The organism is Pantoea sp. XY16 (genome assembly GCF_025153065.1).
Lineage (GTDB): Bacteria > Pseudomonadota > Gammaproteobacteria > Enterobacterales > Enterobacteriaceae > Pantoea > Pantoea alfalfae.
In genome coordinates, this window is the sequence record NZ_JANZNP010000009.1 from 16,944 (window position 1) to 42,650 (window position 25,707).

General features: G+C 58.1%; 21 protein-coding genes and 1 other annotated feature. Of the genes, 10 read left to right on the forward strand and 11 right to left on the reverse strand.

The window, feature by feature from the left end:
- Nucleotide 1 precedes the first annotated feature (1 nt).
- The 7 genes from urtD to atzF form a co-directional block, all read right to left on the reverse strand.
- Nucleotides 2-793: an urea ABC transporter ATP-binding protein UrtD gene (gene urtD, locus N1689_RS13470; protein WP_260059138.1), complete on the reverse strand. Its 792-nt coding sequence runs from the start codon at nucleotides 791-793 to the stop codon at nucleotides 2-4.
- The gene (urtC, locus tag N1689_RS13475) at nucleotides 790-1,863 is read right to left on the reverse strand and encodes an urea ABC transporter permease subunit UrtC (RefSeq protein WP_161731726.1); all 1,074 of its coding nucleotides are present in this window, start codon (nucleotides 1,861-1,863) and stop codon (nucleotides 790-792) included. Before urtC ends, urtD begins: the two co-directional genes overlap by 4 nt.
- Nucleotides 1,863-3,428: an urea ABC transporter permease subunit UrtB gene (gene urtB / locus N1689_RS13480; RefSeq protein ID WP_260059139.1), complete on the reverse strand. Its 1,566-nt coding sequence runs from the start codon at nucleotides 3,426-3,428 to the stop codon at nucleotides 1,863-1,865. The genes urtC and urtB overlap by 1 nt, the downstream gene beginning before the upstream one ends.
- A 99-nt stretch (nucleotides 3,429-3,527) precedes the next feature.
- Nucleotides 3,528-4,796, reverse strand: a complete 1,269-nt coding sequence (gene urtA, locus N1689_RS13485) for an urea ABC transporter substrate-binding protein (RefSeq protein ID WP_161731743.1) — start codon at nucleotides 4,794-4,796, stop codon at nucleotides 3,528-3,530.
- Between the two features lie 27 nt (nucleotides 4,797-4,823).
- Complete coding sequence (locus N1689_RS13490; RefSeq protein ID WP_260059140.1) at nucleotides 4,824-5,525, reverse strand: GntR family transcriptional regulator; 702 nt, start codon at nucleotides 5,523-5,525, stop codon at nucleotides 4,824-4,826.
- A 9-nt stretch (nucleotides 5,526-5,534) separates the two neighbouring features.
- Nucleotides 5,535-9,152, reverse strand: a complete 3,618-nt coding sequence (gene uca / locus N1689_RS13495) for an urea carboxylase (protein ID WP_260059141.1) — start codon at nucleotides 9,150-9,152, stop codon at nucleotides 5,535-5,537.
- 2 nt (nucleotides 9,153-9,154) lie between these two features.
- A complete protein-coding gene (gene atzF, locus N1689_RS13500) occupies nucleotides 9,155-10,951 on the reverse strand; it encodes an allophanate hydrolase (protein ID WP_161731718.1) in 1,797 nt (598 codons plus the stop codon).
- Between the two features lie 271 nt (nucleotides 10,952-11,222).
- On the opposite strand from atzF, the gene sltY reads away from it, so the two are divergent.
- Together sltY and trpR are read left to right on the forward strand one after the other, a co-directional pair.
- The gene (sltY, locus tag N1689_RS13505) at nucleotides 11,223-13,142 is read left to right on the forward strand and encodes a murein transglycosylase (protein WP_260059142.1); all 1,920 of its coding nucleotides are present in this window, start codon (nucleotides 11,223-11,225) and stop codon (nucleotides 13,140-13,142) included.
- A 45-nt stretch (nucleotides 13,143-13,187) separates the two neighbouring features.
- The gene (gene trpR / locus N1689_RS13510; RefSeq protein WP_222924588.1) at nucleotides 13,188-13,508 is read left to right on the forward strand and encodes a trp operon repressor; all 321 of its coding nucleotides are present in this window, start codon (nucleotides 13,188-13,190) and stop codon (nucleotides 13,506-13,508) included.
- Here the strand turns inward: trpR and yjjX are convergent, their stop codons facing one another.
- Nucleotides 13,509-14,027: an inosine/xanthosine triphosphatase gene (yjjX, locus tag N1689_RS13515; RefSeq protein ID WP_161731712.1), complete on the reverse strand. Its 519-nt coding sequence runs from the start codon at nucleotides 14,025-14,027 to the stop codon at nucleotides 13,509-13,511.
- Nucleotides 14,028-14,231: 204 nt separating this feature from the next.
- Between yjjX and gpmB the strand changes: the two genes are divergently transcribed.
- The gene (gpmB, locus tag N1689_RS13520; protein ID WP_161731710.1) at nucleotides 14,232-14,879 is read left to right on the forward strand and encodes a 2,3-diphosphoglycerate-dependent phosphoglycerate mutase GpmB; all 648 of its coding nucleotides are present in this window, start codon (nucleotides 14,232-14,234) and stop codon (nucleotides 14,877-14,879) included.
- A gap of 39 nt (nucleotides 14,880-14,918) precedes the next feature.
- Here gpmB and robA read toward each other — a convergent pair whose 3' ends face one another.
- A complete protein-coding gene (gene robA / locus N1689_RS13525) occupies nucleotides 14,919-15,800 on the reverse strand; it encodes an MDR efflux pump AcrAB transcriptional activator RobA (protein WP_161731708.1) in 882 nt (293 codons plus the stop codon).
- A gap of 194 nt (nucleotides 15,801-15,994) precedes the next feature.
- Between robA and creA the strand changes: the two genes are divergently transcribed.
- Complete coding sequence (gene creA, locus N1689_RS13530) at nucleotides 15,995-16,468, forward strand: protein CreA (RefSeq protein WP_161731706.1); 474 nt, start codon at nucleotides 15,995-15,997, stop codon at nucleotides 16,466-16,468.
- 71 nt (nucleotides 16,469-16,539) lie between these two features.
- On the opposite strand, the gene arcA is transcribed toward creA, so the two are convergent.
- On the reverse strand, nucleotides 16,540-17,256 hold the full coding sequence (gene arcA, locus N1689_RS13535) for a two-component system response regulator ArcA (protein WP_010253677.1): 717 nt from the start codon (nucleotides 17,254-17,256) through the stop codon (nucleotides 16,540-16,542).
- A gap of 609 nt (nucleotides 17,257-17,865) precedes the next feature.
- Between arcA and N1689_RS13540 the strand changes: the two genes are divergently transcribed.
- The 5 genes from N1689_RS13540 (at nucleotide 17,866) to thrC (ending at nucleotide 23,592) form a co-directional block, all read left to right on the forward strand.
- Nucleotides 17,866-18,570 carry a tRNA/rRNA methyltransferase gene (locus tag N1689_RS13540; RefSeq protein ID WP_161731704.1) on the forward strand — a complete coding sequence of 235 codons (705 nt, stop codon included), beginning with the start codon at nucleotides 17,866-17,868 and terminating at the stop codon, nucleotides 18,568-18,570.
- A gap of 188 nt (nucleotides 18,571-18,758) precedes the next feature.
- Nucleotides 18,759-18,827: a thr operon leader peptide gene (thrL, locus tag N1689_RS13545; protein ID WP_071822204.1), complete on the forward strand. Its 69-nt coding sequence runs from the start codon at nucleotides 18,759-18,761 to the stop codon at nucleotides 18,825-18,827.
- Nucleotides 18,766-18,884: a sequence feature (Thr leader region), on the forward strand. It overlaps the preceding gene by 62 nt.
- Before the next feature lie 26 nt (nucleotides 18,885-18,910).
- Nucleotides 18,911-21,373, forward strand: coding sequence for a bifunctional aspartate kinase/homoserine dehydrogenase I (thrA, locus tag N1689_RS13550; protein WP_161731702.1), 2,463 nt, complete (start codon nucleotides 18,911-18,913; stop codon nucleotides 21,371-21,373).
- A gap of 2 nt (nucleotides 21,374-21,375) precedes the next feature.
- Nucleotides 21,376-22,305 carry a homoserine kinase gene (thrB, locus tag N1689_RS13555; RefSeq protein WP_161731700.1) on the forward strand — a complete coding sequence of 310 codons (930 nt, stop codon included), beginning with the start codon at nucleotides 21,376-21,378 and terminating at the stop codon, nucleotides 22,303-22,305.
- Between the two features lie 3 nt (nucleotides 22,306-22,308).
- Nucleotides 22,309-23,592: a threonine synthase gene (gene thrC / locus N1689_RS13560; protein ID WP_260059146.1), complete on the forward strand. Its 1,284-nt coding sequence runs from the start codon at nucleotides 22,309-22,311 to the stop codon at nucleotides 23,590-23,592.
- A 62-nt stretch (nucleotides 23,593-23,654) separates the two neighbouring features.
- Here the strand turns inward: thrC and yaaA are convergent, their stop codons facing one another.
- Nucleotides 23,655-24,428, reverse strand: a complete 774-nt coding sequence (yaaA, locus tag N1689_RS13565) for a peroxide stress protein YaaA (protein WP_260059148.1) — start codon at nucleotides 24,426-24,428, stop codon at nucleotides 23,655-23,657.
- Between the two features lie 209 nt (nucleotides 24,429-24,637).
- Here yaaA and tal point away from each other — a divergent pair, with 209 nt between their 5' ends.
- Complete coding sequence (tal, locus tag N1689_RS13570; RefSeq protein ID WP_013356716.1) at nucleotides 24,638-25,591, forward strand: transaldolase; 954 nt, start codon at nucleotides 24,638-24,640, stop codon at nucleotides 25,589-25,591.
- The last annotated feature ends 116 nt before the right edge of the window (nucleotides 25,592-25,707 follow it).

Genomic DNA, 25,707 nt, shown 5'->3' on the forward strand with positions numbered 1-25,707 from the left:
TTCAGCGCCCCAGATAAACGTCGATAACCTGCTCGTTGGACTGCACGTCGCGCAGCGAACCCTCGGCCAGTACCTGTCCCTGATGCAGCACGGTGACATGGTCGGCGATAGTCTCGACAAAGCCCATGTCATGCTCCACCACCATCAGCGAATGCTTGCCCGCCAGGCTGCGGAACAGCTCGGCGGTGTAGGCCGTTTCGGCATCGGTCATACCCGCGGCCGGTTCATCCAGCAGCAGCAGATGCGGCTCCTGCACCAGCAGCATGCCGATCTCCAGAAACTGCTTCTGGCCGTGTGACAGCAGGCCCGCGCGACGCTGGCGTTCGCCGCCCAGCCGCAGCAGTTTCAGCACCTCATCAATGCGGTCACGCTGTTCGCCGCTGAGGCGGGCGCGCAGGCTGGCCCAGACCGATTTGTCGTCTTTGAGCGCGATCTCCAGATTCTCGAACACGGTTAACGCCTCAAACACCGTGGGTTTCTGGAACTTACGGCCGATCCCGGCGCGGGCGATCTCCACCGGTGAAAGGCGGGTCAGATCGCTGTCCTGGTCGTAGATCACCCGGCCAGCGTCAGGACGCGTTTTGCCGGTAATCACATCCATCAGCGTGGTTTTGCCCGCACCGTTAGGGCCGATCACGCAGCGCAGTTCACCGACGCTGATCTGCAGCGACAGATCGGTCAGCGCCCGGAAGCCGTCAAACGACACGCTGATTTTCTCCAGTTGCAGCACCGGATCGCGCTGCGCCCGATGGCGATCCGCCAGTTGAGTCTGGGTAAACAGGACATCACTCATTTTTTCCTCCGACGCAGCAGGCCAATCACGCCGTGCGGCAGAAACAGCGTGACCAGGATAAACATCAGTCCCAGGAAGAAGAGCCAGTATTCAGGGAAGGCGACGGTGAAGAAGCTGCGCGCGCCGTTCACAATCGCCGCGCCCAGCAGTGGGCCTATCAGCGTGCCGCGTCCGCCCAGCGCCACCCAGATTGCCGCTTCTATCGAGTTGGCCGGTGACATCTCACCCGGATTGATAATGCCGACCTGCGGCACATAGAGCGCCCCGGCCAGGCCGCACAGCACGGCGGAGAGCGTCCAGACAAACAGCTTGAAGCCGCGCGGGTCGTAACCACAGAACATCAGACGGTTTTCGGCATCGCGTACTGCGGTCAGCACCCGGCCAAACTTGCTGCGCGCCAGGGCAAAGCCGATCCCCAGGCTCAGCAGCAGCAGCAACACAGTGGCGATAAACAGCCCGATGCGGGTGCCGGTCGCCGTCACCGAAAAGCCGAGCAGGGTGGTAAAGCCGGTAAAGCCGTTGTTGCCGCCAAAACCGGTTTCGTTGCGGAAGAACAGCAGCATTCCGGCGTAGGTCAGCGCCTGGGTCATGATGGAGAAGTAGACGCCTTTGATCTTCGAGCGAAAGGCGAAGAAGCCAAACACCAGCGCCAGCAGGCCCGGCACCAGCATGCTCAGACAGAGCGCCCAGACGAAATAGTCGGTGCCGGTCCAGAACCAGGGAAGTTCACGCCAGGAGAGAAAGGACATGAAGGCGGGCAAACCCTCACCGGCAGCCTGGCGCATCAGGTACATGCCCATGGCATATCCGCCCAGGGCAAAGAACAGGCCGTGACCCAGCGACAACAGTCCGGCGTAGCCCCACACCAGATCCAGCGCCACCGCGATCACCGCATAGCAGAGGATTTTGCCGACCAGCGTCAGGGTATAGGTGGAGATCGCCAGCGGATGCGTGGCGGGCAGCAGCGCCAGAAATGGCATCACCAGTAATGCCAGAGTGATCGCCACGCCGATGCCGATCGTCAGGCGCGGCGCGGTGCGCGCCACGCGAAGCGTGATGGGTTGCGTCATCAGTCAGTCACCCTTCCTTTAACCGCAAACAGCCCCTGCGGGCGTTTCTGAATAAACAGCACGATAATCACCAGAATCAGGATCTTGCCCAGCACCGCGCCAATCTGCGGCTCCAGCACTTTGTTCAGAATCCCCAGGCTGAACGCGGCAACCACGGTGCCCGCTAACTGGCCGACGCCACCCAGCACCACCACCAGGAACGAGTCGATGATGTAGCCCTGACCCAGCTCCGGCCCGACGTTTCCGAGCTGTGACAGCGCCACGCCGCCCAGCCCGGCAATGCCCGAACCGAGGCCAAATGCCAGCATATCGACGCGGCCGGTCGGCACGCCGCAGCACTCCGCCATGGTGCGGTTCTGGGTCACGGCGCGCACGTTCATGCCAAGGCGGGTCCGGTTCAGCAGCAGCCAGGTCAGCGCCAGTACAAACACCACAAACAGGATTACCGCGATGCGGTTCCACGGCAGCACCAGATTAGGCAGCAGCTGTAAGCCGCCGGAGAGCCACGACGGGTTCGCCACCTCCAGGTTCTGCGCCCCGAACAGCACCCGCACCAGCTGGATCAGCATCAGGCTGATCCCCCAGGTAGCAAGCAGCGTCTCCAGCGGACGGCCATAGAGATGGCGAATGATGGTGCGCTCCAGTGCCATACCGATAGCGGCAGTGACCATAAAGGCGACCGGCAGCGCCAGCAGCGGATACCAGGCTAAATAGTCCGGTGCAAACTGCTGGAACAGGCTCTGAACCCACCAGGTGGCGTACGCGCCGAGCATCAGCATTTCACCGTGCGCCATGTTGATCACCCCCAGCAGGCCATAGGTGATCGCCAGGCCCAGCGCAGCCAGCAGCAGGATGGAGCCCAGTGACAGGCCGCTAAACGCCTGCCCCAGCAGATCGCCCCACATCAGCCGTTTCTGAATCTGTTGCAGGCTTTCCGCCGCGGCTGCCCGCACCGTGGCGTCCGGCTCATTCGCGGGCTGAGTCAGGCGTTGCAGACTGGCCTGCGTGTTAGGATCGCTGGATTCGCCCAGCAGTTTTACCGCCCGCAGGCGCACCATCGGCTCGTCATCCGCCAGTTGCAGGTTCGCCAGCGCCAGCGCTAATGCGGCATGCACCCGGCTGTCCTGTTCGGCGGCCAGGCGCTGTTCCAGCAGCGGCAACTGGTCAGCGGCACCCCCATTCTGCAACTGCTGCGCTGCGCGCAGGCGCAGTGCCGCATCGCTGCTCACCAGCTGGTGGGCGGCCAGCGCATTGTTAACCAGCACGCGCAGGCGATTGTTCATAAACAGCTTTTTCAGGTTTCCTGTGGGCTGCGCCACCGCATCCAGCGGCTGCAGCGTGGATCCCTGCTGGCTGAACGGCTGTTTATTCTGGTCGATGACCACCGTTTCGGCATGCAGCGCTTCCAGCAGCGGCAGGCGATGACTGTCCGGTGCGGTGGCCCACTGTTGCAGCAGCGTGGCCTGCTGGCTGCGGCTGGCGGCGGCAAAATCAGCCGCCGGTCCGGCACTCGCAAACAGCGGGAGCAGCAGCAGCAGGCTGAAAAAGCAGCGACATAGATTCATAAAAGGAGCCTCGTTTGGGAAGGTCAGCACGGCAGCCTGTTGAGTGCTGCCGTGCTGCCGCGTCACAGCGGGTGACGCTTTCTCATCAGCAACGCGCGCTTACTGCGCGGTCTTCACCGGGTGATCGGGCTTCTTGTCGTTACCGGCAATGTACGGGCTCCACGGCTGTGCGCGCACCGGCTTATCGGTCTGCCACACCACGCTGAACTGACCGTTCTCTTCTACTTCGCCAATCATGACCGGCTTATGCAGATGATGGTTGGTCTGATCCATGGTCAGGGTAAAGCCATCCGGCGCGTTGAAGGTCTGACCGGCCATCGCCGCGCGTACTTTGTCCACATCCGTCGTGCCCGCTTTTTCCACCGCCTGCGCCCACATATGGATGCCAACATAAGTTGCTTCCATCGGGTCGTTGGTGACGACGGTAGCCGCATTCGGCAGGTTGTGTGCTTTGGCGTAGGCGCGGTAATCGGCGACGAACTTCGCGTTGGTCGGATTATCGATCGACTCGAAATAGTTCCAGGCCGCTAACTGACCCACCAGCGGTTTGGTGTCGATGCCGCGCAGCTCCTCTTCGCCCACCGAAAAGGCGACCACTGGAATGTCAGTAGCTTTGATGCCCTGGTTCGCCAGCTCTTTGTAGAACGGTACGTTGGAGTCGCCGTTGATGGTCGAGACCACCGCCGTTTTACCGCCTGCCGCGAACTTTTTGATGTTGGACACGATGGTCTGGTAGTCGCTGTAACCAAACGGCGTGTAGACCTCTTCGATATCTTTGTCGGCCACGCCTTTGCTGTGCAGGAAGGCGCGCAGGATTTTGTTGGTGGTGCGCGGATAGACGTAGTCGGTACCCAGCAGGAAAAAGCGTTTCGCGCTGCCGCCATCTTCGCTCATCAGGTACTCCACCGCCGGAATCGCCTGCTGGTTAGGCGCCGCGCCGGTGTAGAAGACGTTGGGTGACATCTCTTCCCCTTCATACTGCACCGGATAGAACAGCAGGCCGTTCAGCTCTTCAAACACCGGCAGTACCGATTTGCGTGACACTGAAGTCCAGCAGCCAAACACCACTGCCGCTTTATCCTGAGTCAGCAGCTGCCGCGCTTTCTCGGCAAATAACGGCCAGTTAGAGGCGGGATCGACCACCACCGGTTCCAGCTTTTTCCCCAGCACGCCGCCTTTTGCGTTGATCTCATCAATGGTCATCAGCGCCACATCTTTCAGTGGCGTTTCAGAAATCGCCATGGTGCCAGAGAGCGAATGCATGATACCCACTTTGATGGTGTCAGCCGCCTGCGCACTCCAGGCGAACCCCATGCTGATAACGGTGGCGGAGAGGGCGAAAGCCTTGATCAACGAACGTCTTTTCATCATTTAAACCCCTGGGTGGTTGTTATGTTATTCGGTAAGCTGGAGCCGGGCCTGCTGGAGGCGGTGCAGGGTGATCTTCCTGACCTCCGCCTTACTGACGGCGATGTGATCGGTCAGGATGCGTTGTGCCTCGATGGTCTGCTGCTGAAAGATCGCCTGTAAAATCTGCGCATGTTCCTGATAAGTGGCACAGACGCGGTCATCACGGGTGAAGTCGAGCCGACGGATAATGCGGATCTTCTCCGTGAGTTCGGCGTGAATGCGCGCCATCTCCGGGTTACCCGCTGCCGCGACCAGCGTCATGTGAAACGCCTCGTCATGCTGCGACACCACCAGGCCCTCGGTGAGCGCCTCTGCCTCACACCAGAACTGATTCAGTTCGCTTAACAGCGCGCCAGACTGCGGCGCAGGCAGGGCGCAGAGGCGTTTTACCGCCTCGCACTCCAGCACCGTGCGCAGGTCATACAGCGATTCGAACCAGGCGAAATCGAAATTTTTAATCTGCCAGCCGCTGCGGAACCACACTTCGACAAAGCCTTCGCGCTCCAGCCGGAACAGCGCCTGGCGCACCGGCGTGCGGCTGACCGCCATCCGTCCGGCGATTTCGCTTTCGCTGAAACGATCGCCCGGCATCAGGCGAAAGGCGAAAATATCGGCCTTCAGCGCCTGATAGACCCGTTCGGCCAGCGCTTCCGGGCGCGCTTTAGGGGATTGAGGTTGGGTTGTCATCGGCGCTCCTTATTCCAGCCACAGCAGGGTGTCGCCAGGACTGACCGGACGGCCCGCCTGACAGGCAATCCGCGTTACCCGACCGGCCTGCGGGGCGACAATCGCCAGCTCCATCTTCATCGCCTCGACGATAATCAGCGTCTGCCCGGCGCTGACTGCGTCGCCCGGCTGCACCAGCACTTTCCAGATGTTGCCATTGAGGTCCGCCTGCACCGGCAGCCCGTTCTCCTCCTCTTCGATGACGCTGGCAGGCGTGTCATCCGCCTGCGTTGCGTTCTGCTCTTCCTGCGCCCAGAGCTGCACTTCCTGTTCAAAGGCGGTGGCCTGGCGCTGGCGGAACGCGGCAATCTCAGCGGCGTGGTCGGCGAGGAACTGCTGGTGGGCGGCAAAATCAAACTGCGTCTCTTCAATACGCAGGCTGGCACGACCTTCCCGGAAATCTTCGCGCAGCTGGTTCAGTTCGGTTTCACTTACCGGATAGAAGCGTACCTGATCGAAGAAGCGCAGCAGCCACGGCGCATCGGGCGCGAACTGCGGGTTTTTCAGGAAGGTGTTCCAGATAGGCAGCGTGCGGCCCACCAGCTGATAGCCGCCGGGCGAATCCATGCCGTAGATACACATATACATGCCGCCAATCCCGACGGTGCCTTCGGCGGTGAAGGTGCGCGCCGGACTGTATTTGGAACTCAGCAGGCGATGGCGCGGATCGATCGGCACGGCACAGGGTGCGCCAAGATAGACGTCGCCCAGCCCCAGCACCAGATAGCTGGCGTCGAACAGGGTGTCGCGTACCTCATCGCGGCTGCTTAAACCGTTAATGCGCTGGATAAAATCGACGTTGTTGGGCAGCCAGGGCGCGCTGGCACGCACCGTCTCCTGATAGCGGCTGACCGCACCCAGCGTGGCGCTGTCTTCAAATGCCATCGGCATCCACACCACGCGGGAGGGCACTTTCAGCGTGCTGACGTCGCCCAGCGTCGCTTCCAGCGCCAGCAGCAGTGACATCAGCCGGGACTGGCTAATGATGCGGCTGTCGTAACGCACCTGCAGCGAACGCACACCAGGCGACAGCTCCCCGACACCCGTCTCCGCCTGCGCCGTTAGCGCATTCATCAGCAGATGGACGCGCAGGCGCAGCGCCAGGTCCAGCACGTTGTCACCATACTCAATCAGCACATATTTATCGCCCGCCTGGCGATAGACCACTTTTGGCGTGCTGTTGGTAGCCTCAATGGCGGCCAGAATCGTGGCGGAGCCGTGAGCGGTTTCGGCCAGCGACGGCACGGCAAAGGTTGGTGGATGTTCCGGTCGCAGGGTGTCGACCAGGTGCATCTGTGCTTTTTCCCGCGCCAGCGCATCGTCTGCCGTAATGGGATGGAAGCGGATGGTGTCGCCAGGTTTGACCTGACCCACTTTCCACAGCTCGGCTTTGGCGATAGTTACCGGACAGACAAAGCCGCCCAGGCTCGGGCCATCGTGCGTCAGGATCACCGGGAAGTCGCCGGTGAAATTGACCGCGCCGATGGCATATTCACAGTCGTGAACGTTGGAGGGGTGCAGGCCCGCTTCGCCGCCGTTGGCGCGGGTCCAGGTCGGTTTCGGGCCAACCAGCCGCACGCCGAGGCGGTTGGAGTTGTAGTGCACCTGCCAGTCGCTGGCAAAGAACTCGTCGATGGCAGCCTGGGTGAAGAAGTCTGGTGCGCCGTGCGGGCCGTAGAGCACGCCGATGCGCCATTCACTGCCGTAGTGCGGAATCAGTGCGGTATCGAGCGGCTGCGGATCGCTGACTGGCGCAGGCGTGGTGCAGGCTGCCCGTTCAGGCTGTGAGATCGCCAGCATATCGGCCACGCGCAGGGTACGTCCGGCGTGACCGCCAAACTGTCCCAGTGAAAAGGTGCTGCGGCTGCCCAGATATTCCGGCACGTCGAAGCCGTTACGCACCGCCAGATAGCTGCGGCAGCCGGTCCGCGCGCGTCCCAGCGCCAGAGTCTGTCCCGCTTTCACGGCCAGCGGCTGCCAGGTGCTGACCGGTTCACCATCAAGCCGGGCGTTGCAGTCCGCGCCGGTCAGCGCCAGAATGGCATCGCAGTGGAAACGCAGCGTCGGTCCCTGCAGAGTAAATTCCAGGCCTGCGGCTGATTCATGGTTACCGACGATGCGGTTCGCCAACCGGAACGCGAGGTCATCCATCGGGCCGGAAGGCGGCACACCAATATCCCAGTAGCCGAGGCGACCAGGGTAGTCCTGAACCGAACTGAAGGTGCCGGGCTGCAGCACTTCCACTACGGAGGAGGCAGGGACGACGCTGTCGAGGTAGCGCGTCCAGACGTTGCCACTGCGAAAAGCGTCGCTGGTGGTGATCTGGCGCAGATAGTCGAGGTTGGTGGCGATGCCATGCAGCTGCGTGGCATCCAGCGCCTGGTGTAGTTTTTCCAGCGCCGCATCGCGGGTGCTGGCATGCACAATCAGCTTGGCGATCATTGGATCGTAGAAGCTGGAGACCTCGCTACCGGTTTCGATGCCGCTGTCGACCCGCACGCCGTCAGGGAAGGTAACGCCGGTGAGCAGGCCGGGGCTGGGCTGAAAGTTCTTCAGCGGATCTTCCGCGTAGAGCCGCACCTCAATGGCCGCGCCCTTTGGAGGCCGCTGCAGACGTGCCCAGTCCACCGCATCGCCCGCCGCCACCTGCAACATGCATTCGACCAGATCGAGTCCGGTGACGCATTCTGTGACCGGATGTTCCACCTGCAGACGGGTGTTCACTTCCAGAAAGTAAAAGGTCTGCTGGTCGACGTCGTAGATATACTCCACGGTACCTGCGCTGCGGTAGTTAACCCGCTCGCCGAGCCGAACCGCCGAGGCGAGCAGGGCGTCACGCGTCGCCTGCGATAAACCGGGTGCCGGCGTCTCTTCCACCACCTTCTGATTGCGGCGCTGCAGTGAGCAGTCGCGTTCGCCCAGTGCCACCACGGTGCCGGTGCCATCACCAAAAATCTGCACTTCAACGTGGCGGGCGCGATCGATACAGCGCTCCAGAAAAACGCCGGCATCACTGAAGAACTGTTCGCCCAGACGGCGCACGCTCTCCCAGGCGCTGGCGAGCGCATCGGCATCGGCGCAGCGCGTCAGGCCAATGCCGCCGCCGCCCGCCGTGCTTTTCAGCATCACCGGATAGCCTATTTCATCGGCGGCCTGTAACGCCGCCTCCAGCGAGGCGAGCAGCGGTGTACCTGGTGTCATCGGGACACCCGCGCTGGCTGCCAGCTCACGGGCGCGGTGCTTCAGGCCGAACTCACCAATCTGCTGCGCGGTAGGGCCGACAAAGGCGATGCCCGCCGCGTCGCAGGCGTCAGCAAACGGCTGGCTTTCAGAAAGAAAACCGTAGCCTGGCCAGATCGCCTGCGCGCCGCTCTGCTGCGCCGCCGCCAGGATTTTGTCGATACGAAGATAGCTGTCGCTGGCTTTGTCGCCGCCCAGCGCGATAGCGATATCGGCCTGCTTAACGTGCTGCGCGTTGCGGTCAGCGTCGGAGTAGACTGCGACGCTTGTCACCCCGAGGCGCTTCAGAGTGCGGATGGCGCGGCAGGCAATTTCGCCGCGGTTGGCAATCAGTATGGTGGTGAACATGCTCAGTGACTCCCCTGTGATGCCAGCCAGTTGCGCCAGCCGCCTGTTTCAGTAATCTCCAGCGCGGTCTTCAGCGCCGAGCCTTCGCAGATAAAGCCTTTCACCACCCGGCCATCAGCCAGCGTCAGGCTGCCGATACCCAGCGGGGCGGGGATCTCCGCCACAAACTCGCCAAAACGCGCGACCGGGATATCCCACAGTTCAACGGTGATCGCAGCGCCCTGTTCGTCACGCATCAGGCCGGGCTTTTTGATCGCGCCCTCCAGCAGGGCGAAGAGGCGATAGTGTGGCGCGGTCTGCGTCTCTTCGACCCAGACGGCCTTGCGTTCAGTGAGCTGGAAATTAAGTGGCATGCCGGTCAGATGCGCGCCCACGACCGCCAGCCGGACGTGGTCGGGTGAAGCGGGCAGCGAAGTGCGCCGGGTCGGAAAGGGCTGGCCGGTCGCGCCCAGCGGCAGCGCGAGCTGCTGCTGCCAGCGAAGACCAAATTCCGCCAGCGCCCGATCGTGCCAGGCTGGCGCAATCAGTGTGATGCCAGCCGGGAGATCGTCGTTGCGGAACGGGCCGGGCAGCGCCAGCGCTGAGAGGTCGGCAAGATTGGTGAAGTTGGTATAGGTGCCGAAATGTGAGTTGTAGAGAATCGGCTCCTGCTTCATCTCCTCCAGGGTGTGGATGGTGGGCGAGGTCGGCACGACCAGCGCATCAAACTGTGCCAGCGTCTGGTGTATCTGGCGCGTCAGCTCCGCCCGCAGATACTCCGCCTTATAAGCATCGACCGCGCTGTATTTCAGGCCGCTGGCGACGATCTCATGCACCACCGGGTCCATCTCCGCCGGATGATCGAGCATCCCGCCCACCGCCGCCGTGCGTTCGGCGACCCAGGCGCCGTAATAGAGTTGTTCAGCCAGCTTGCTGAACGGGGTGAAGTCGATAGGGTGCAGCGTTGCGCCGCCCGTCTGTAATGCCTCCAGCGCCTGATCCCAGGCTGCTTCGGCCGCAGCATCATCAAAAAATTCCGGGTTCAAAGGTACAGCAAAATGGGGATGAACCGGCAGGCTGGCCGGGGCGGTGCGCGGATTCACACGCGAATAGGCGTCACCGGCATCATAACCTCCCATGACGCTGGCGACGCTAAACGCATCTTCTGCCGTCAGCGCAAACACCGAAAGGGTGTCGTTGAGGCGACAGGCGGGCACCACGCCGCGCGCAGAGAACCAGCCTTTGGTCGGCTTGAGGCCGACTATATTGTTAAAGCCTGCCGGCACACGGCCCGAACCAGCGGTATCGGTGCCCAGCGAAAAAGCGACCAGCCCGCGCGCCAGCACGGATGCCGAGCCGGAGCTGGAGCCGCCACTGACATAATCAGCATCAAAGGTGTTACTGACCGCACCATAAGGCGAGCGGATTCCCACCAGACCGGTCGCGAACTGATCGAGGTTGGTTTTGCCGATGACGACGGCGCCAGCGGCTTTCAGCCGGGCGACGGCGACCGCGTCTTCGCTGGCGGTATAGGTAAAGGCAGGGCAGGCAGCGCTGGTGGGCCAGCCCGCCACATCAATATTGTCTTTGACCGCAAAGGGCACACCAAACAGCGGCAGCGAGCCGGGATCGCGCTGATAGTCCGCCAGCAGTGGCGCAATCTGTGCCGCTAACTGATCCGGGGTCGCGAGATAGATCCAGGCATTATCACGGGTATCCATCGCTGCCAGGTGTGCGCTCAGCAGTGAGGTTATCTGTTGCGGAGCCTGCTGATAGCGCTGCTGCCAGGCGGCAAGTGTCAGGCCGAGGGTTGAAGTCATAGGAAGAATTCCAGCTGGTATACAAGATGGGATTCAACAGAGCAAAGGGTGTGCCACTTTTTTAAGACGATGATTCAACAGTTTAATGCATTCAGTGATAAGATTTTCTGATGATAATTTGCACAATGACGGCGCGCACGCTGAGCGATGACGGTGCGTTTAATGTCCGTATGCGTAAATTTTGCGAAGAACATGGCAAGAGTCCGGTGGCCCGGTTAGCATGAAAGACTGTCTGGCAACTCGCCGGCGCCCAGCAACAGAGGAGATTTACGTGGTGAAGTGGCGTAACTGGATGATAGGGATCTGCCTGGTCGGTTCGGCCAGCAGCGCATGGGCCGATTCGCTGGATCAACAACGGCAACGTTATCAACAAATTAAACAGGCCTGGGACAGTAATCAGATGGCGACTGTGGATCAGCTGTTGCCGACGCTCCAGGATTATCCGCTCTACCCTTATCTGCAATATCGCCTGCTGGCACAGGATCTCGATCAGGAAACCGCCCTGGCCGTGCAGAACTTTATTCGCCAGTATCCGACGCTGCCACCCGCACGCTCGCTCAGTACCCGCTTTATCAATGTGCTGGCCTGGCGTCAGGACTGGCAGGGCGTGCTGAACTTCAGTCCGACCGAACCCAAGCCGGTGCAGGCACGATGTAACTGGTATTACGCCAAGTGGGCCACCGGTCAGCAGCAGGCCGCGTTTGATGGCGCAAAGCAGATCTGGCTGCGTGGCACAGCCCTGCCCGCCGACTGCGATAAGCTCTTCTCGGTATGGCAGGCTTCCGGTCAGGTTTCGCCTATTACCATCCTGGAACGTATCCGGCTGGCGATGAAAGCGGGCAACGACAGCCTGGTGAGTTATCTGGCGAAAACGTTACCTGCTGACTATCAGACCATGTCTGACGCGATACAGTCCCTGCAGCAGGATCCGTTAACGGTCAGCACGTTTGCCAGCGCCGTTGGGCCAACCGACTTCACCCGTCAGGCCACGATTTACGCCTTTACGCGCGTGGCGCGGCAGGACATGGAAAATGCCCGCAGCCTGATTCCGATACTGGTCCGGGCGCAGAAGATGGGGCCGGAAGATGAGCAGGCGCTGAAAGAGATTGTGGTCTGGCGCATGATGGGCAGCGATCTCACTTCTGAGCAGGCGCGCTGGCGCGATGCGGTGGTGATGAACAGTGAGTCAACCGCGCTGGTGGAACGCCGGGTGCGCCTGGCGCTTTCTCAGCATGACAGACGCGGTCTGAACACCTGGATCGCCCGTCTGCCGCTGGAGGCCAAAGAGAAAGATGAGTGGCAGTACTGGCAGGCTGACCTGCTATTTGAGAAAGATCGTAAAGAGGAAGCGGAAGAGATTCTGCGTAAGCTGATGCAGGCGCGTGGCTTCTATCCGATGGTGGCCGCCCAGCGGCTTGGCGTTGACTACCCGTTGCAGGTGGATGAAGCGCCGAAGCCTGACAGTGCCACTGTGCAGGGACCGGAGCTGGCCCGCGTGCGCGAACTGATGTACTGGGGGCTGGATAATCTGGCACGCAGCGAGTGGAGCAATCTGATTGCCAGCCGCACCCACACGCAGCAGCAGATGCTGGCGCGTTACGCCAATGAGCAGGACTGGTGGGATCTCAGCGTGCAGGCGACCATCACCGCAAAAATGTGGGACAGCCTGAAAGAGCGCTTCCCGCTGGCGTGGCAGAGCGTCTATGAGCGTAACACCGAGGTCAAACAGATCCCGCCGAGCTATGCGATGGCGATTTCGCGTCAGGAAAGCGCCTGGAACCCAAAAGCGCATTCGCCGGTCGGGGCGAGTGGTCTTATGCAGATTATGCCTGCCACCGCGGCGCACACCGTGAAGATGTATAACATTCCTGGCTACAGCAATACCAGCCAGCTGCTGGATCCGGAAACCAATATCCAGATCGGCACGCAGTATCTGGAATATGTCTATCAACAGTTTAACCAGAACCGGATCTTCGCCTCCGCCGCCTATAATGCCGGGCCGGGCCGGGTGCGAAGCTGGCAGAAAACCAGTGCAGGCAATCTCGACGCCGTCGCGTTTATTGAGACCATTCCGTTCTCTGAAACGCGCGGCTACGTGAAGAATGTGCTGGCGTATGACGCCTACTATCGTCACTTCATGGGCAAGCCTGACAAGATCCTGTCAGATGCTGAGTGGAATCGCCGTTACTAGCTGTGCTAAGCTTCCGTACTCTTTAGCGAGTACGGAAGCCTCTTCATGACCCATTCTGATTCCCCTTCTACCGATGCGCATTCGCCAGAAGATAGCTGGCAACGCTTTGTCGTGCTGATGCAGCAGGCCTTTGCCGATGGTCATGCATTGCCCCTGATGCAACTGATGATGACGCCTGATGAGCGGGAAGCATTCGGCACCCGACTGCGGATTATCGAAGAGTTGATGAACGGCGAAATGAGCCAGCGCGAGCTGAAAAATGAGCTCGGCGTCGGCATCGCAACCATTACCCGTGGCTCTAACAGCCTGAAAGAGGCGCCCCCAGAGCTGAAACGCTGGCTGGAAGCGCATCTGGGACGCACCTGATCACTGCTGGTAAAGCGGATGGACGAACGGGCAGAGTGCCAGAATCAGTGCCTGATGATAGACACTGGAGCGACTGAGCAGGCCGTTCGTGAACGCCCCGATAGCACCACCCTGGTGTTTGATATTGTCGATGCCGGTTAACCGCGCCATCTCGTCGCCCAGCTCACGGCCTTCACGCAGGCCTGCCAGCACGACTGGCGGCAGGGTAAAACTGGCCGAGCGCGATTCGCCGCGCTGCTTCTGGTTTTCCACGACCATCCAGGCAAATGCGGTGTCATCTTCGATGCCTGCCTCAATCGCTACCCAGAACGCCGCTTCAGGCCGGACCTGTCGGGCATTCATGACGCGCTGACGTGCGCCTGTTCGCGTTTCCAGATGGGTTAACGGTTGTGCTGCTACGCCGCTATCGACCTCGACCCCTTCAATATGGCAGGATCCCTCGCCGAAAACGTCGCTGAAAGCCTGAGCAATCGCGTGAATCTTCGCTGGGTTGGTTGTGGCTGCGACAACATGGTACATAATTGATTGAACCCTCAGGTGATTAAGAGCCTGGCCCATCAGGCGATTTTATGGGCTGGTCTGAACCTGGGCAGTGCCACGATCCTCGCGTACTCCGTGTACGCCGGATTATTCCGCACGCTCCGTGTCCAGACTGTCTGCAACAATGACGCCTGATGGGACAGGCTCTGAGACGATTTTTGTCGCAGTATAACGGAAACTAACATGCTACAGGTCTATCTTGTTCGTCACGGTGAAACGGTATGGAATGCGGAACGCCGCATTCAGGGGCAATCCGACAGTCCGCTGACGGAAAAAGGTGAGCAACAGGCTTATCAGGTGGGTGAGCGCGTCAAACATCTGGGCATCACGCACGTGATTGCCAGCGATCTGGGACGTACGCGCCGCACCGCGGAGATTATTGCGGACGCCTGCGGATGCGCAGTGACGCTGGATCCGCGGCTGCGTGAGTTGAATATGGGCGTACTGGAGAAGCGTCCGCTGGATGGTTTAACGGCGGAGGAAGAGCAGTGGCGCGCCACGCTGGTCAACGGCACCGAAGGCGGTCGCATTCCAGAAGGCGAGTCGATGACGGAGATGGCGACGCGCATGCACGCCGCGCTGAATGCCTGTCGCGAACTGCCTGTCGGAAGCCGTCCGCTGCTGGTCAGTCACGGTATGGCACTGGGATCGCTGGTCAGTACGATTCTCGGTCTGCCCGCGTATGCGGAACGTCGCCTGCGTCTGCGTAACTGCTCAATCTCACGTGTCGATTATCAGCAGAGTGCCTGGCTGGCAGAAGGGTGGATTGTGGAGACGGCGGGGGATATTTCCCATCTTGACGCGCCTGCGCTCGACGAGCTGCAACGCTGATGTCGTGAAAGCTGCCGTCCACAGACGGCAGCCCTGATCTTAGCTGGCGACAGTCTGACGGCGAATCGGAATCAGATATTCGCACCGAATCTCGGTCGGTGGCTCGCTAAGCTTTTTACCGCCATGAGTATAAAAGCGTTCGATGTCCTGTCCCTGACGACGGGTCAGTCCCAGCGTTGGCATGCAGGTGCCATAAAGCAGCAGGATAAATTCCTGCAGATTGACGCGCGGGCCGTTGTAGGTGAACTGCACGTAATCGCCCGCTTCCAGAATAACACTCTGGCCGGAGTGCAGGTTGACCGCGCTGTCAGCAGGCACCGCCGTGGTGTAGAGAATCTCCTGCTCATCATCTTTGTCCTGGCTGGCACGCACCTGATGCAGGCCATACAGCACCGGCGGAACCGTGTCCGTTTCCAGCAGGAACTGCTTCCAGAAGTGAATCCGCATCTCGTCGCGATAGCTGGAGATCTGCTCCAGAATACAGGTGTAGTTCTGGGTTTGTCCCACCAGTACCGTTTCCGGCAGGGTAACGAAAGCCGGTTCCGGCTGCGTCTCATCGTCCAGGCGAATCGGGGGACGAATACCGAATGAGTTCCAGTCGGAAGAGCGACGATACCAGGCCGGAGTCTGAGCAAACTGCTTTTTGAATGCGCGAGTAAAAGTTTGCTGTGAATCAAAACGATACTGCAGGGCGATGTCCAGAATCGGGCGACTGGTCAGCCGCAGCGCGACAGCAGCTTTCGACAGACGACGCGCACGGATATAGGCACCTATTGCGTGACCGGTTACGTCCTTGAACATCCTTTGTAAATGCCATTTAGAGTAACCGGCTTTCTGGGCAACATTGTCCAGTGAAAGGGGTTGATCCAGATGGCTCTCCAGCCAGACAAGCAAATCGCGAATGATACCGGCTTGGTCCATAAAACATCCTCATACTCTGGTGGTGCAGCTAAACGCATTCGAAGAATATTAGCACTCATTGCTCAAAAGACGTGGGCCGTTTTCCGGGGAAGGTTGTGCTAAATCAGTACGGGCTTAAACCCGTTTTAGTTTGGTCATTAATTCGTTTGACAGTACATTACATTCTCATCTATTCCATTTGCAATGGTAACTCCATGACAATAACGCGTCTTATGATCGCTGTGCTGACCACGCTGACCTTTTCCAGCCCGCTGCTTGCCGAACAGATTGGCTCTGTTGATACGGTATTCAAGATATTCGGGCCTGACCACAAAATCATTGTTGAAGCATTCGATGACCCGGACGTTAAAAATGTAACCTGTTATATCAGCCGGGCGAAGACCGGCGGTATTAAAGGCGGACTGGGGCTGGCAGAAGATACCTCTGATGCCGCGATTTCCTGTCAGCAGGTCGGTCCGGTCGAACTGAGTGATAAAATTGCGCAGGGCAAAGCGGAGGGAGAAGTGGTCTTCCGCCAGCGTACCTCTCTAATCTTCAAGAAGCTGCAGGTTGTACGCTTCTTCGACAAAAAGCGCAATGCTCTGGTCTATCTGACCTACTCCGATAAAGTGGTCGACGGTTCACCGAAAAATGCGCTCAGTGCCGTGCCGATTATGCCGTGGCACTGATTAACCTGCTGTATTGAGCGCAAAAAAAACGCCCGCAGGGGCGTTTATTGTTTATCGCATCTGACAGCTGCTTAATCCTGCAGATCACCACAGAAGCGATAACCTTCACCATGGATGGTGGCGATGATCTCAGGCGTGTCCGGCGTAGATTCGAAATGCTTGCGGATACGACGGATGGTGACATCAACGGTGCGATCGTGCGGCTTAAGGTCGCGGCCGGTCATTTTTTTCAGCAAATCGGCACGGGTCTGAATTTTGCCTGGATTTTCGCAGAAGTGCAGCATGGCGCGGAACTCACTGCGTGGCAATTTGTAGTGCTCGCCGTTCGGGTTGATCAGTGAGCGGCTGTTGATATCCAGCTCCCAACCGTTGAATTTGTAACTCTCTACCTGACGGCGCTCTTCGCCTGGCATCGCCAGGTTCATGGTGCGCGACAGCAGGTTGCGGGCACGAATAGTCAGCTCACGCGGGTTAAACGGTTTGGTGATGTAGTCGTCAGCGCCAATTTCCAGACCAAGAATTTTATCGACTTCGTTGTCACGGCCAGTCAGGAACATCAGAGCGACATTGGCCTGCTCACGCAGTTCACGGGCCAGTAGCAGGCCGTTTTTACCGGGCAGGTTGATGTCCATAATGACCAGGTTAACGTCATTGTCAGTCAGCACCTGATGCATTTCAGCGCCATCAGTCGCCTCGTACACCACATAACCTTCCGCCTCAAAAATGCTCTTGAGGGTATTACGCGTGACCAGTTCGTCTTCAACGATAAGAATGTGCGGGGTCTGCATGTTTAGCTACCTAAAATTTGCCAACAAATTGAAAACAGGGCGTACAGCGGTATGGCGTTCTCCATCATCGAGAGCGGCGGGCCGCGCTGAACCGTTGTACGAAATCATATTTTGATAAGCCATCTATCAACGTCAACAACAGTATTAGCTCAGCCAGTCAGGATGAAAATTGCATGCCCCGGGCGTTAATGATAATGGCGCATATCCTAACTGTATTAACAGCAACCTAACAGCACCAACTACAACCGATAAGCATAAAAACAACGCTTCGTTGACTTATATCAAATGCAATTGTAGCACGTTAACACTTTTGTGAAAAACTTCTCGCAGAATGCCTGTTTAGCTCACAAAAAGCATCATTTACGTTACATTTATCACGCCTGTGACCCAAAATGAAACCAGCGGGTAATCACATTCTATCTCTTTGAAGTTAAATAAATTAATAATGATTTCTTTAATAAGGCGGGTTTCGGGGATAAAAATATTCAGGGCATCACTTTTCACTGGTTTTAACATTGTTAACACCCGATTTTCTTGTCGCCTTCTGACAACTGGATCATTAACAGTCATGTTAATATGGCGTTATGTAAATGGACCAATGGAATAAATATGCTTTTTCCCCTGATTCTCGTCTCGCCCGCGCGGCCAGAAAATATCGGCGCTGCGGCGCGTGCCATGAAAACTATGGGGTTCAGCCAGCTGCGCATCGTTGCCAGCGACGCCTGGCAGGATCCGGCAGCGCGCCGGGTAGCCCATGGCGCAGGTGAGATCCTCGATAATGTTCAGGCCTTTACTACGCTTGCCGAGGCTTTAGCGGATATCGATTTTTCGGTCGCGACGACGGCGCGCAGCCGGGCAAAGTTCCGTTACTATGCCACACCCGAGCAGGTTGAAACGCAACTGCTGGAAAAGCGTCAGTGGGTCAACAGCATGGCGCTGGTGTTTGGCCGCGAAGATAGCGGGCTGACCAACGAGGAGCTGGAGCAGGTCGATCTGCTGACCGGCATCCCGATGGCAAATGATTATCCTTCACTGAATCTCGGTCAGGCAGTGATGGTTTACTGCTATCAGCTGTCGAAGCTGAATCAGGTTGAAGCGCCGGTCGCGTCCGCTGCCGACGGGCAGCAGCTGCAGGCGCTGCGTCAGCGTTTCCATCAGCTGCTGGCGCAACTCGATGTCAGTGATGATGAGAAGCTGTCAGACTGGATCGATCAGCGAGTGGGTTTGCTGGAACAGCGTGACAGCGCGATGCTGCATCGTCTGCTGCACGATATTGAAAAAAAACTCACAGATAAATCCTCGGCAAAAAGCTGATTTTACAGCAACAGATCGCAGGGAATTTCTGCATCGCAAACGATCGAACAGCGTTTTGCGATTTGACCGGAGGCTGTGCGCAGTGGTGTAAAACTGTCCGCCGGACAAATCGGGTTGACTTAATGTGCGCTTTGCTTTACTTCTGGAAGCAAGACGGACAGACAAAAACAGACAGAAAATAAATCTAAATGCGTAAAATCAGCCTGAACACCACAATTATTACCACCACCATTACCTCAGGTAACGGTGCGGGCTGACGCATACAGGAAAAACAGAAAACAAGCCCGCACCTAAACAGTGCGGGCTTTTTTTTCGGCTTAAATTCAGGAGAGTTAATATTATGCGAGTGCTGAAATTCGGCGGGACCTCGGTAGCGAATGCGGAGCGTTTCCTTCGCGTCGCTGACATTCTGGAAAGCAATGCGCAACAAGGACAGGTTGCAACCGTGCTCTCTGCACCTGCGAAGATCACTAACCATCTGGTGGCGATGATTGAAAAAACCATCAGTGGTCAGGACGCTTTACCGAATATCAGCGACGCCGAACGCATCTTCAGCGAGCTGCTGCAGGGGCTCGCTGACGCGCAGCCGGGCTTTGAGTTCGATCGACTGAAAACCCGCGTTGATCTGGAGTTTGCTCAGCTAAAACAGGTACTGCACGGCATCAGCCTGCTGGGCCAGTGCCCGGACAGCGTCAACGCAGCGATTATCTGTCGTGGTGAAAAACTCTCGATTGCGATCATGGAAGCGCTGCTGCAGGCGCGCGGTCATGAGGTGAGCGTGATTGATCCGGTCGAGAAATTGCTGGCGGTCGGCCACTACCTCGAATCGACAGTCGACATCCCTGAATCAACCCGCCGTATTGAAGCGAGTCAAATCCCGCCGCAGAACATGATCCTGATGGCTGGCTTTACCGCCGGTAACGAGCGCGGCGAGCTGGTGGTGCTGGGCCGTAATGGCTCTGATTATTCAGCTGCCGTGCTGGCCGCCTGTCTGCGTGCCGACTGCTGCGAAATCTGGACCGATGTGGATGGCGTCTATACCTGCGATCCGCGTCAGGTGCCGGATGCACGCCTGCTGAAGTCAATGTCGTATCAGGAGGCGATGGAGCTCTCCTATTTCGGCGCCAAAGTGCTGCATCCCCGCACTATCGCGCCTATCGCCCAGTTCCAGATCCCTTGCCTGATCAAAAACACCGCTAATCCGCAGGCGCCCGGCACCCTGATTGGTGCTGAAGGCGAACAGGATGAGAGCCCGGTAAAAGGCATCACCAATCTGAATAATATGGCGATGGTCAACGTCTCCGGCCCCGGCATGAAAGGGATGGTTGGAATGGCGGCCAGAGTCTTTGCGGCGATGTCGCGCACCGGTATCTCTGTGGTGCTGATCACTCAATCCTCTTCCGAATACAGCATCAGTTTCTGCGTGCCGCAGAGCGAGCTGGCGCGGGCGCGTCATGTGCTGGAAGAAGAGTTCTACCTGGAGCTGAAAGATGGCCTGCTGGATCCGCTGGATATCATTGAAAACCTGGCGGTGATCTCGGTGGTGGGCGATGGCATGCGCACGCTGCGTGGCATCTCAGCGAAATTCTTCTCGGCGCTGGCACGCGCCAATATCAATATCGTGGCGATTGCACAGGGCTCCTCTGAGCGCTCCATCTCGGTGGTGGTAAATAATGACGAAGTAATCACTGGCGTGCGTGTGGTGCATCAGATGCTGTTCGCCACCGATCAGGTGATCGAAGTGTTTGTGGTCGGTGTCGGCGGTGTCGGCGGTGCGCTGCTGGATCAGTTACATCGCCAGCAGGCGTGGCTGAAGCAGAAGCACATCGATCTGCGGGTCTGCGGCATTGCGAACTCGCATGCGCTGTTAACAAATGTCCACGGCATCGATTTAAGCAACTGGCAGGCGGCACTCGCCGAAGCGAAAGAGCCGTTCAATCTCGGACGCCTGACCCGTCTGGTGAAAGAGTATCACCTGCTTAATCCGGTCATTGTGGATTGTACCTCCAGCCAGGCCGTTGCCGATCAGTACGCGGATTTCCTCAGCGAAGGCTTCCATGTGGTAACGCCGAACAAAAAGGCGAATACCTCCTCCTGGAATTACTATCAGCAGATGCGCGCCGCCGCCGCCAACTCACGACGTAAATTCCTTTATGATACCAACGTCGGTGCCGGACTGCCGGTGATTGAGAACCTGCAGAACCTGATGAACGCGGGTGATGAACTGCTGCGCTTCTCCGGTATTCTTTCCGGATCGCTGTCGTTCATCTTCGGCAAGCTGGACGAAGGGATCTCGCTGTCGCAAGCCACTAACATGGCGCGTGAAATGGGCTTTACCGAACCCGATCCGCGAGACGATCTCGCCGGCACCGATGTGGCGCGTAAGCTGCTTATTCTGGCGCGTGAAGCGGGTCATCAGCTTGAGCTGAGTGATATTGAGATCGAGCCGCTGCTGCCCGCCAGCCTTGTCGAAATTCAGGATGTGGAGCAGTTTATGCAGCGTCTGCCTGAGCTGGATAACGCCTTTGCTGACCGCGTTGCACAGGCGCAGAGTGAGGGCAAAGTGCTGCGCTACGTGGGCGTGATTGAAGAGGGCGGCGTCTGCAAAGTGAAGATCGACGCCGTTGACGGCAACGATCCGCTCTATAAAGTGAAAAACGGTGAGAACGCGCTGGCGTTTTACAGCCGCTACTATCAGCCGATTCCGCTGGTGCTGCGCGGATACGGTGCAGGAAATGATGTTACAGCGGCCGGTGTCTTTGCCGACCTGCTGCGTACGCTGTCATGGAAGTTGGGAGTTTAATCATGGTAAAAATTTACGCACCGGCCTCGATTGGTAACGTCAGCGTCGGCTTCGATGTGCTGGGCGCGGCGGTTTCGCCGGTAGATGGCTCCCTGCTGGGTGACTGCGTCTCCGTGGAAGCGGCAGAGCAGTTTTCACTGACCAACGCCGGACGTTTTGTCAGTAAGCTGCCCGCCGATCCCAAAGAGAACATCGTTTATCAGTGCTGGCAGCGTTTCTGCGAGGCGATTGGCAAAGCGATCCCGGTGGCGATGACGCTGGAGAAGAATATGCCCATTGGCTCCGGGCTGGGTTCCAGCGCCTGCTCGGTGGTGGCCGGTTTAATGGCGATGAACGAGTTTTGCGGCAAGCCTCTCAGCGACAGCACGCTACTGACGCTGATGGGTGAGCTGGAAGGGCGAATCTCCGGCAGCGTACATTATGATAATGTCGCTCCCTGCTTCCTCGGCGGCATTCAACTGATGCTTCAGGAGAATGACATCATCAGCCAGGCGGTGCCAGGCTTTGACGACTGGCTGTGGGTAATGGCCTATCCGGGCATTAAAGTGTCGACCGCAGAAGCACGCGCCATTTTACCGGCGCAGTACCGTAAAGAAGACTGCATTAAGCATGGCCGCCTGCTGGCCGGCTTCATTCACGCCTGCCATACGCGTCAGCCGCAGCTGGCAGCTAAACTTATGCAGGATGTGATTGCCGAACCTTATCGGACCCGGCTGCTGCCAGGTTTCGCCGAGGCGCGGCAGGCCGCGAAAGAGATTGGCGCACTGGCGTGCGGCATCTCCGGCTCTGGTCCGACACTTTTCGCCGTTTGCAATCAGATGGAAACGGCACAGCGGATGGCTGACTGGCTGAGCCAGCACTATCTGCAGAATGATGAAGGCTTCGTCCATATCTGCCGTCTCGACACGGCTGGCGCACGACAATTGGGATAACGCATGAAACTCTACAATCTTAAGGATCACAACGAGCAGGTCAGCTTCGCCCAGGCGGTGAAACAGGGTCTGGGTTCGCAGCAGGGTCTGTTCTTTCCGCTGGAACTGCCGGAGTTTGAACTGACCGACATCGACGCGATGCTGGAGATGGATTTTGTCAGCCGCAGCAGCAAAATTCTCTCGGCTTTCATTGGTGACGAGATTCCGGCCCATCAGCTGCATGAGCGTGTTAAAGCCGCTTTTGCTTTTCCGGCCCCGGTGAAACAGGTCAGCGAAGATATCGCCTGTCTGGAGCTGTTCCACGGTCCGACGCTGGCGTTTAAAGATTTCGGCGGCCGTTTCATGGCGCAGATGCTGTCGTATGTTTCAGGCTCAGATGAGCAGATCACCATTCTGACCGCCACCTCCGGTGATACCGGCGCGGCCGTGGCGCACGCGTTCTACGGCATGAAGAACGTGCGCGTGGTGATCCTCTATCCGCAGGGCAAAATCAGTCCGTTGCAGGAGAAACTCTTCTGTACCCTGGGCGGTAACATCGAAACCATCGCTATCGACGGCGATTTTGATGCCTGCCAGTCGCTGGTCAAACAGGCGTTTGATGATGAAGAGCTGAAAAAGACGATTGGTCTGAACTCGGCAAACTCTATCAACATCAGCCGCCTGCTCGCGCAGATCTGCTACTACTTTGAAGCAGTCGCGCAGCTGCCGCAGGAAAAACGTAATCAGCTGGTGGTATCCGTGCCGAGCGGCAACTTTGGTGATTTGACCGCCGGTCTGCTGGCGAAATCGCTGGGCCTGCCGATCAAACGCTTTATCGCCGCCACCAACGCCAATGACACGGTGCCGCGCTTCCTTGGCAACGGCGAATGGCAGCCTAACCTGACGGTCTCTACGCTGTCGAATGCGATGGATGTCAGCCAGCCGAACAACTGGCCGCGTGTGGAAGAGCTGTTCCGCCGTAAAACCTGGCGCTTAACCGATCTCGCCTGTGGTGCGGTCTCTGATGAGACCACGCGCGCCGCCATGCGTGAACTGGCTCAGATTGGCTATGTTTCCGAGCCGCATGCTGCCATCGCCTGGCGTCTGCTGCGCGATCAGCTGCAGGAAGGGGAATATGGTGTGTTCCTCGGTACCGCGCACCCTGCGAAATTCCGCGAAAGCGTGGAAGCGATCCTTGAACAGACTCTGACACTGCCACCAGAGTTAGCGGAGCGCGCTGATCTGCCGCTCCTGTCGCACGAGATGACGGCGGACTTCGCCACACTGCGGGCCTTCCTGCTGAAGTAGTTCTGTAAATGGCTTCCCGGCGGCGGGAAGCCTATTCGCGGAGAGACATTACGCGCGGGGTATTACTGCTCCGCGCGCTTAAAGACCAGCTCGCTCTCACTGCTGCTGGCTGCATCAAAACGATAGCCATCCAGATCAAACGCTTTAAGCTGCTCCGGCTTTGTCAGGCGCTGCTGAATCACATAGCGGCTCATTAATCCACGCGCCTTTTTGGCATAGAAGCTAATCACTTTATAACTGCCGTTCTTCTCATCGAGGAACACCGGCTTAATCATTTGTGCTTTCAGCTTCTTCGGCTTAACTGCTCTGAAATATTCGTCCGAGGCGAGGTTAATCAGTACCTCATCACCCTGTTCCGCCAGCGCGGCATTCAGCCGTTCAGTGATAACATCGCCCCAGAATGTGTAGAGATCTTTGCCCGCCGGATTGGCCAGACGAATGCCCATCTCCAGTCGGTAAGGCTGCATGAGATCGAGCGGACGCAGCACGCCATAGAGGCCTGACAGCATACGCAGATGCTGCTGAGCAAAATTGAAATCCTCATCATTGAAGGTTTCGGCCTGCAGGCCCGTGTAGACATCGCCTTTGAACGCCAGGATGGCCTGACGGGCATTCTGCGGGGAAAAATCGGGGTGCCAGCTGTTAAATCGTTCGGCATTGAGGTGTGCCAGTTTGTCGCTGATGCCCATTAACGAGGCGATGCTGGCGGGTGACAGCTCGCGCGCAATCTCAATCAGCTGTTGTGACTTTTCTAACAGCGCAGGCTGGGTGAAACGCGTGGTCGCCAGCGGGCTTTCATAATCGAGCGTCTTGGCAGGAGAGATCACCATCAACATTGTTGCTTCCTCGGTTAATGCCTGGTTTAACAGGGCATTGGCTGCTTATCAGGCTTTGCAGTGTACCAAAAAAGCCGCAAAGAATGACGAATCACACCTATTTGTTCGCGCTATCGTAAACGGCATTCCCTGACCTTGCGCGACCGTTGGCGCGTGATATTATCCCAACAGCCTTTTTTCACACTGACAGTTAACTAAGAGAAAAGAACATGACGGACAAACTTACCTCCCTGCGTCAGCTCACCACCGTCGTCGCCGACACCGGTGATATTGCAGCCATGAAGCTGTATCAGCCGCAGGACGCTACCACCAACCCTTCTCTGATTCTTAACGCCGCACAAATTCCTGAATACCGTAAACTGATCGATGAAGCGATCGGCTGGGCGCGTGAGCAGAGCAGCAACAAAGAAGAGCAACTGCAGCTGGTTTCTGACAAGCTGGCCGTAAACATTGGTCTGGAAATCCTGAAGCTGATCCCAGGCCGTATCTCGACTGAAGTCGATGCGCGTCTCTCTTACGACACGGAAGGCAGCATCGCTAAAGCCCGCAGCCTGATCAAACTCTACAATGATGCCGGTATCAGCAATGACCGCATCCTGATCAAACTGGCCTCTACCTGGCAGGGCATCCGTGCTGCAGAGCAGCTGGAAAAAGAGGGTATCAACTGTAACCTGACCCTGCTGTTCTCCTTTGCTCAGGCGCGTGCCTGTGCTGAAGCGGGCGTGTTCCTGATCTCTCCGTTTGTTGGCCGTATCCTCGACTGGTACAAAGCCAACACCGACAAGAAAGAGTATGCCGCGCACGAAGATCCAGGCGTGGTTTCAGTCTCTGAAATTTACAACTACTACAAGCAGCATGGCTATGAAACCGTGGTGATGGGCGCGAGCTTCCGTAACGTTGGCGAAATCATCGAGCTGGCCGGCTGTGACCGTCTGACCATTTCGCCTGCGCTGCTGAAAGAGCTGGCAGAGAGCGAAGGCACCCTGGAGCGTAAACTGAGCTACAGCGGCGAAGTGAAAGCGCGTCCGGCCCGCATGACCGAGTCTGAGTTCCTGTGGCAGCACAACCAGGATCCCATGGCGGTAGCTAAGCTGGCAGAAGGTATCCGCAACTTTGCCGTTGATCAGGGCAAACTTGAGAAAATGCTGGCAGAACTGCTGTAAACTGCTGACCGTGGCGGCGCAGGCTGCCACGGTTTTCTCTTTTCCGACCCTTTCACTTTATATTATCCTTTCTGCTATTCCCCTTTTACTCCACCGCACCGCGGTAAATCACAGCG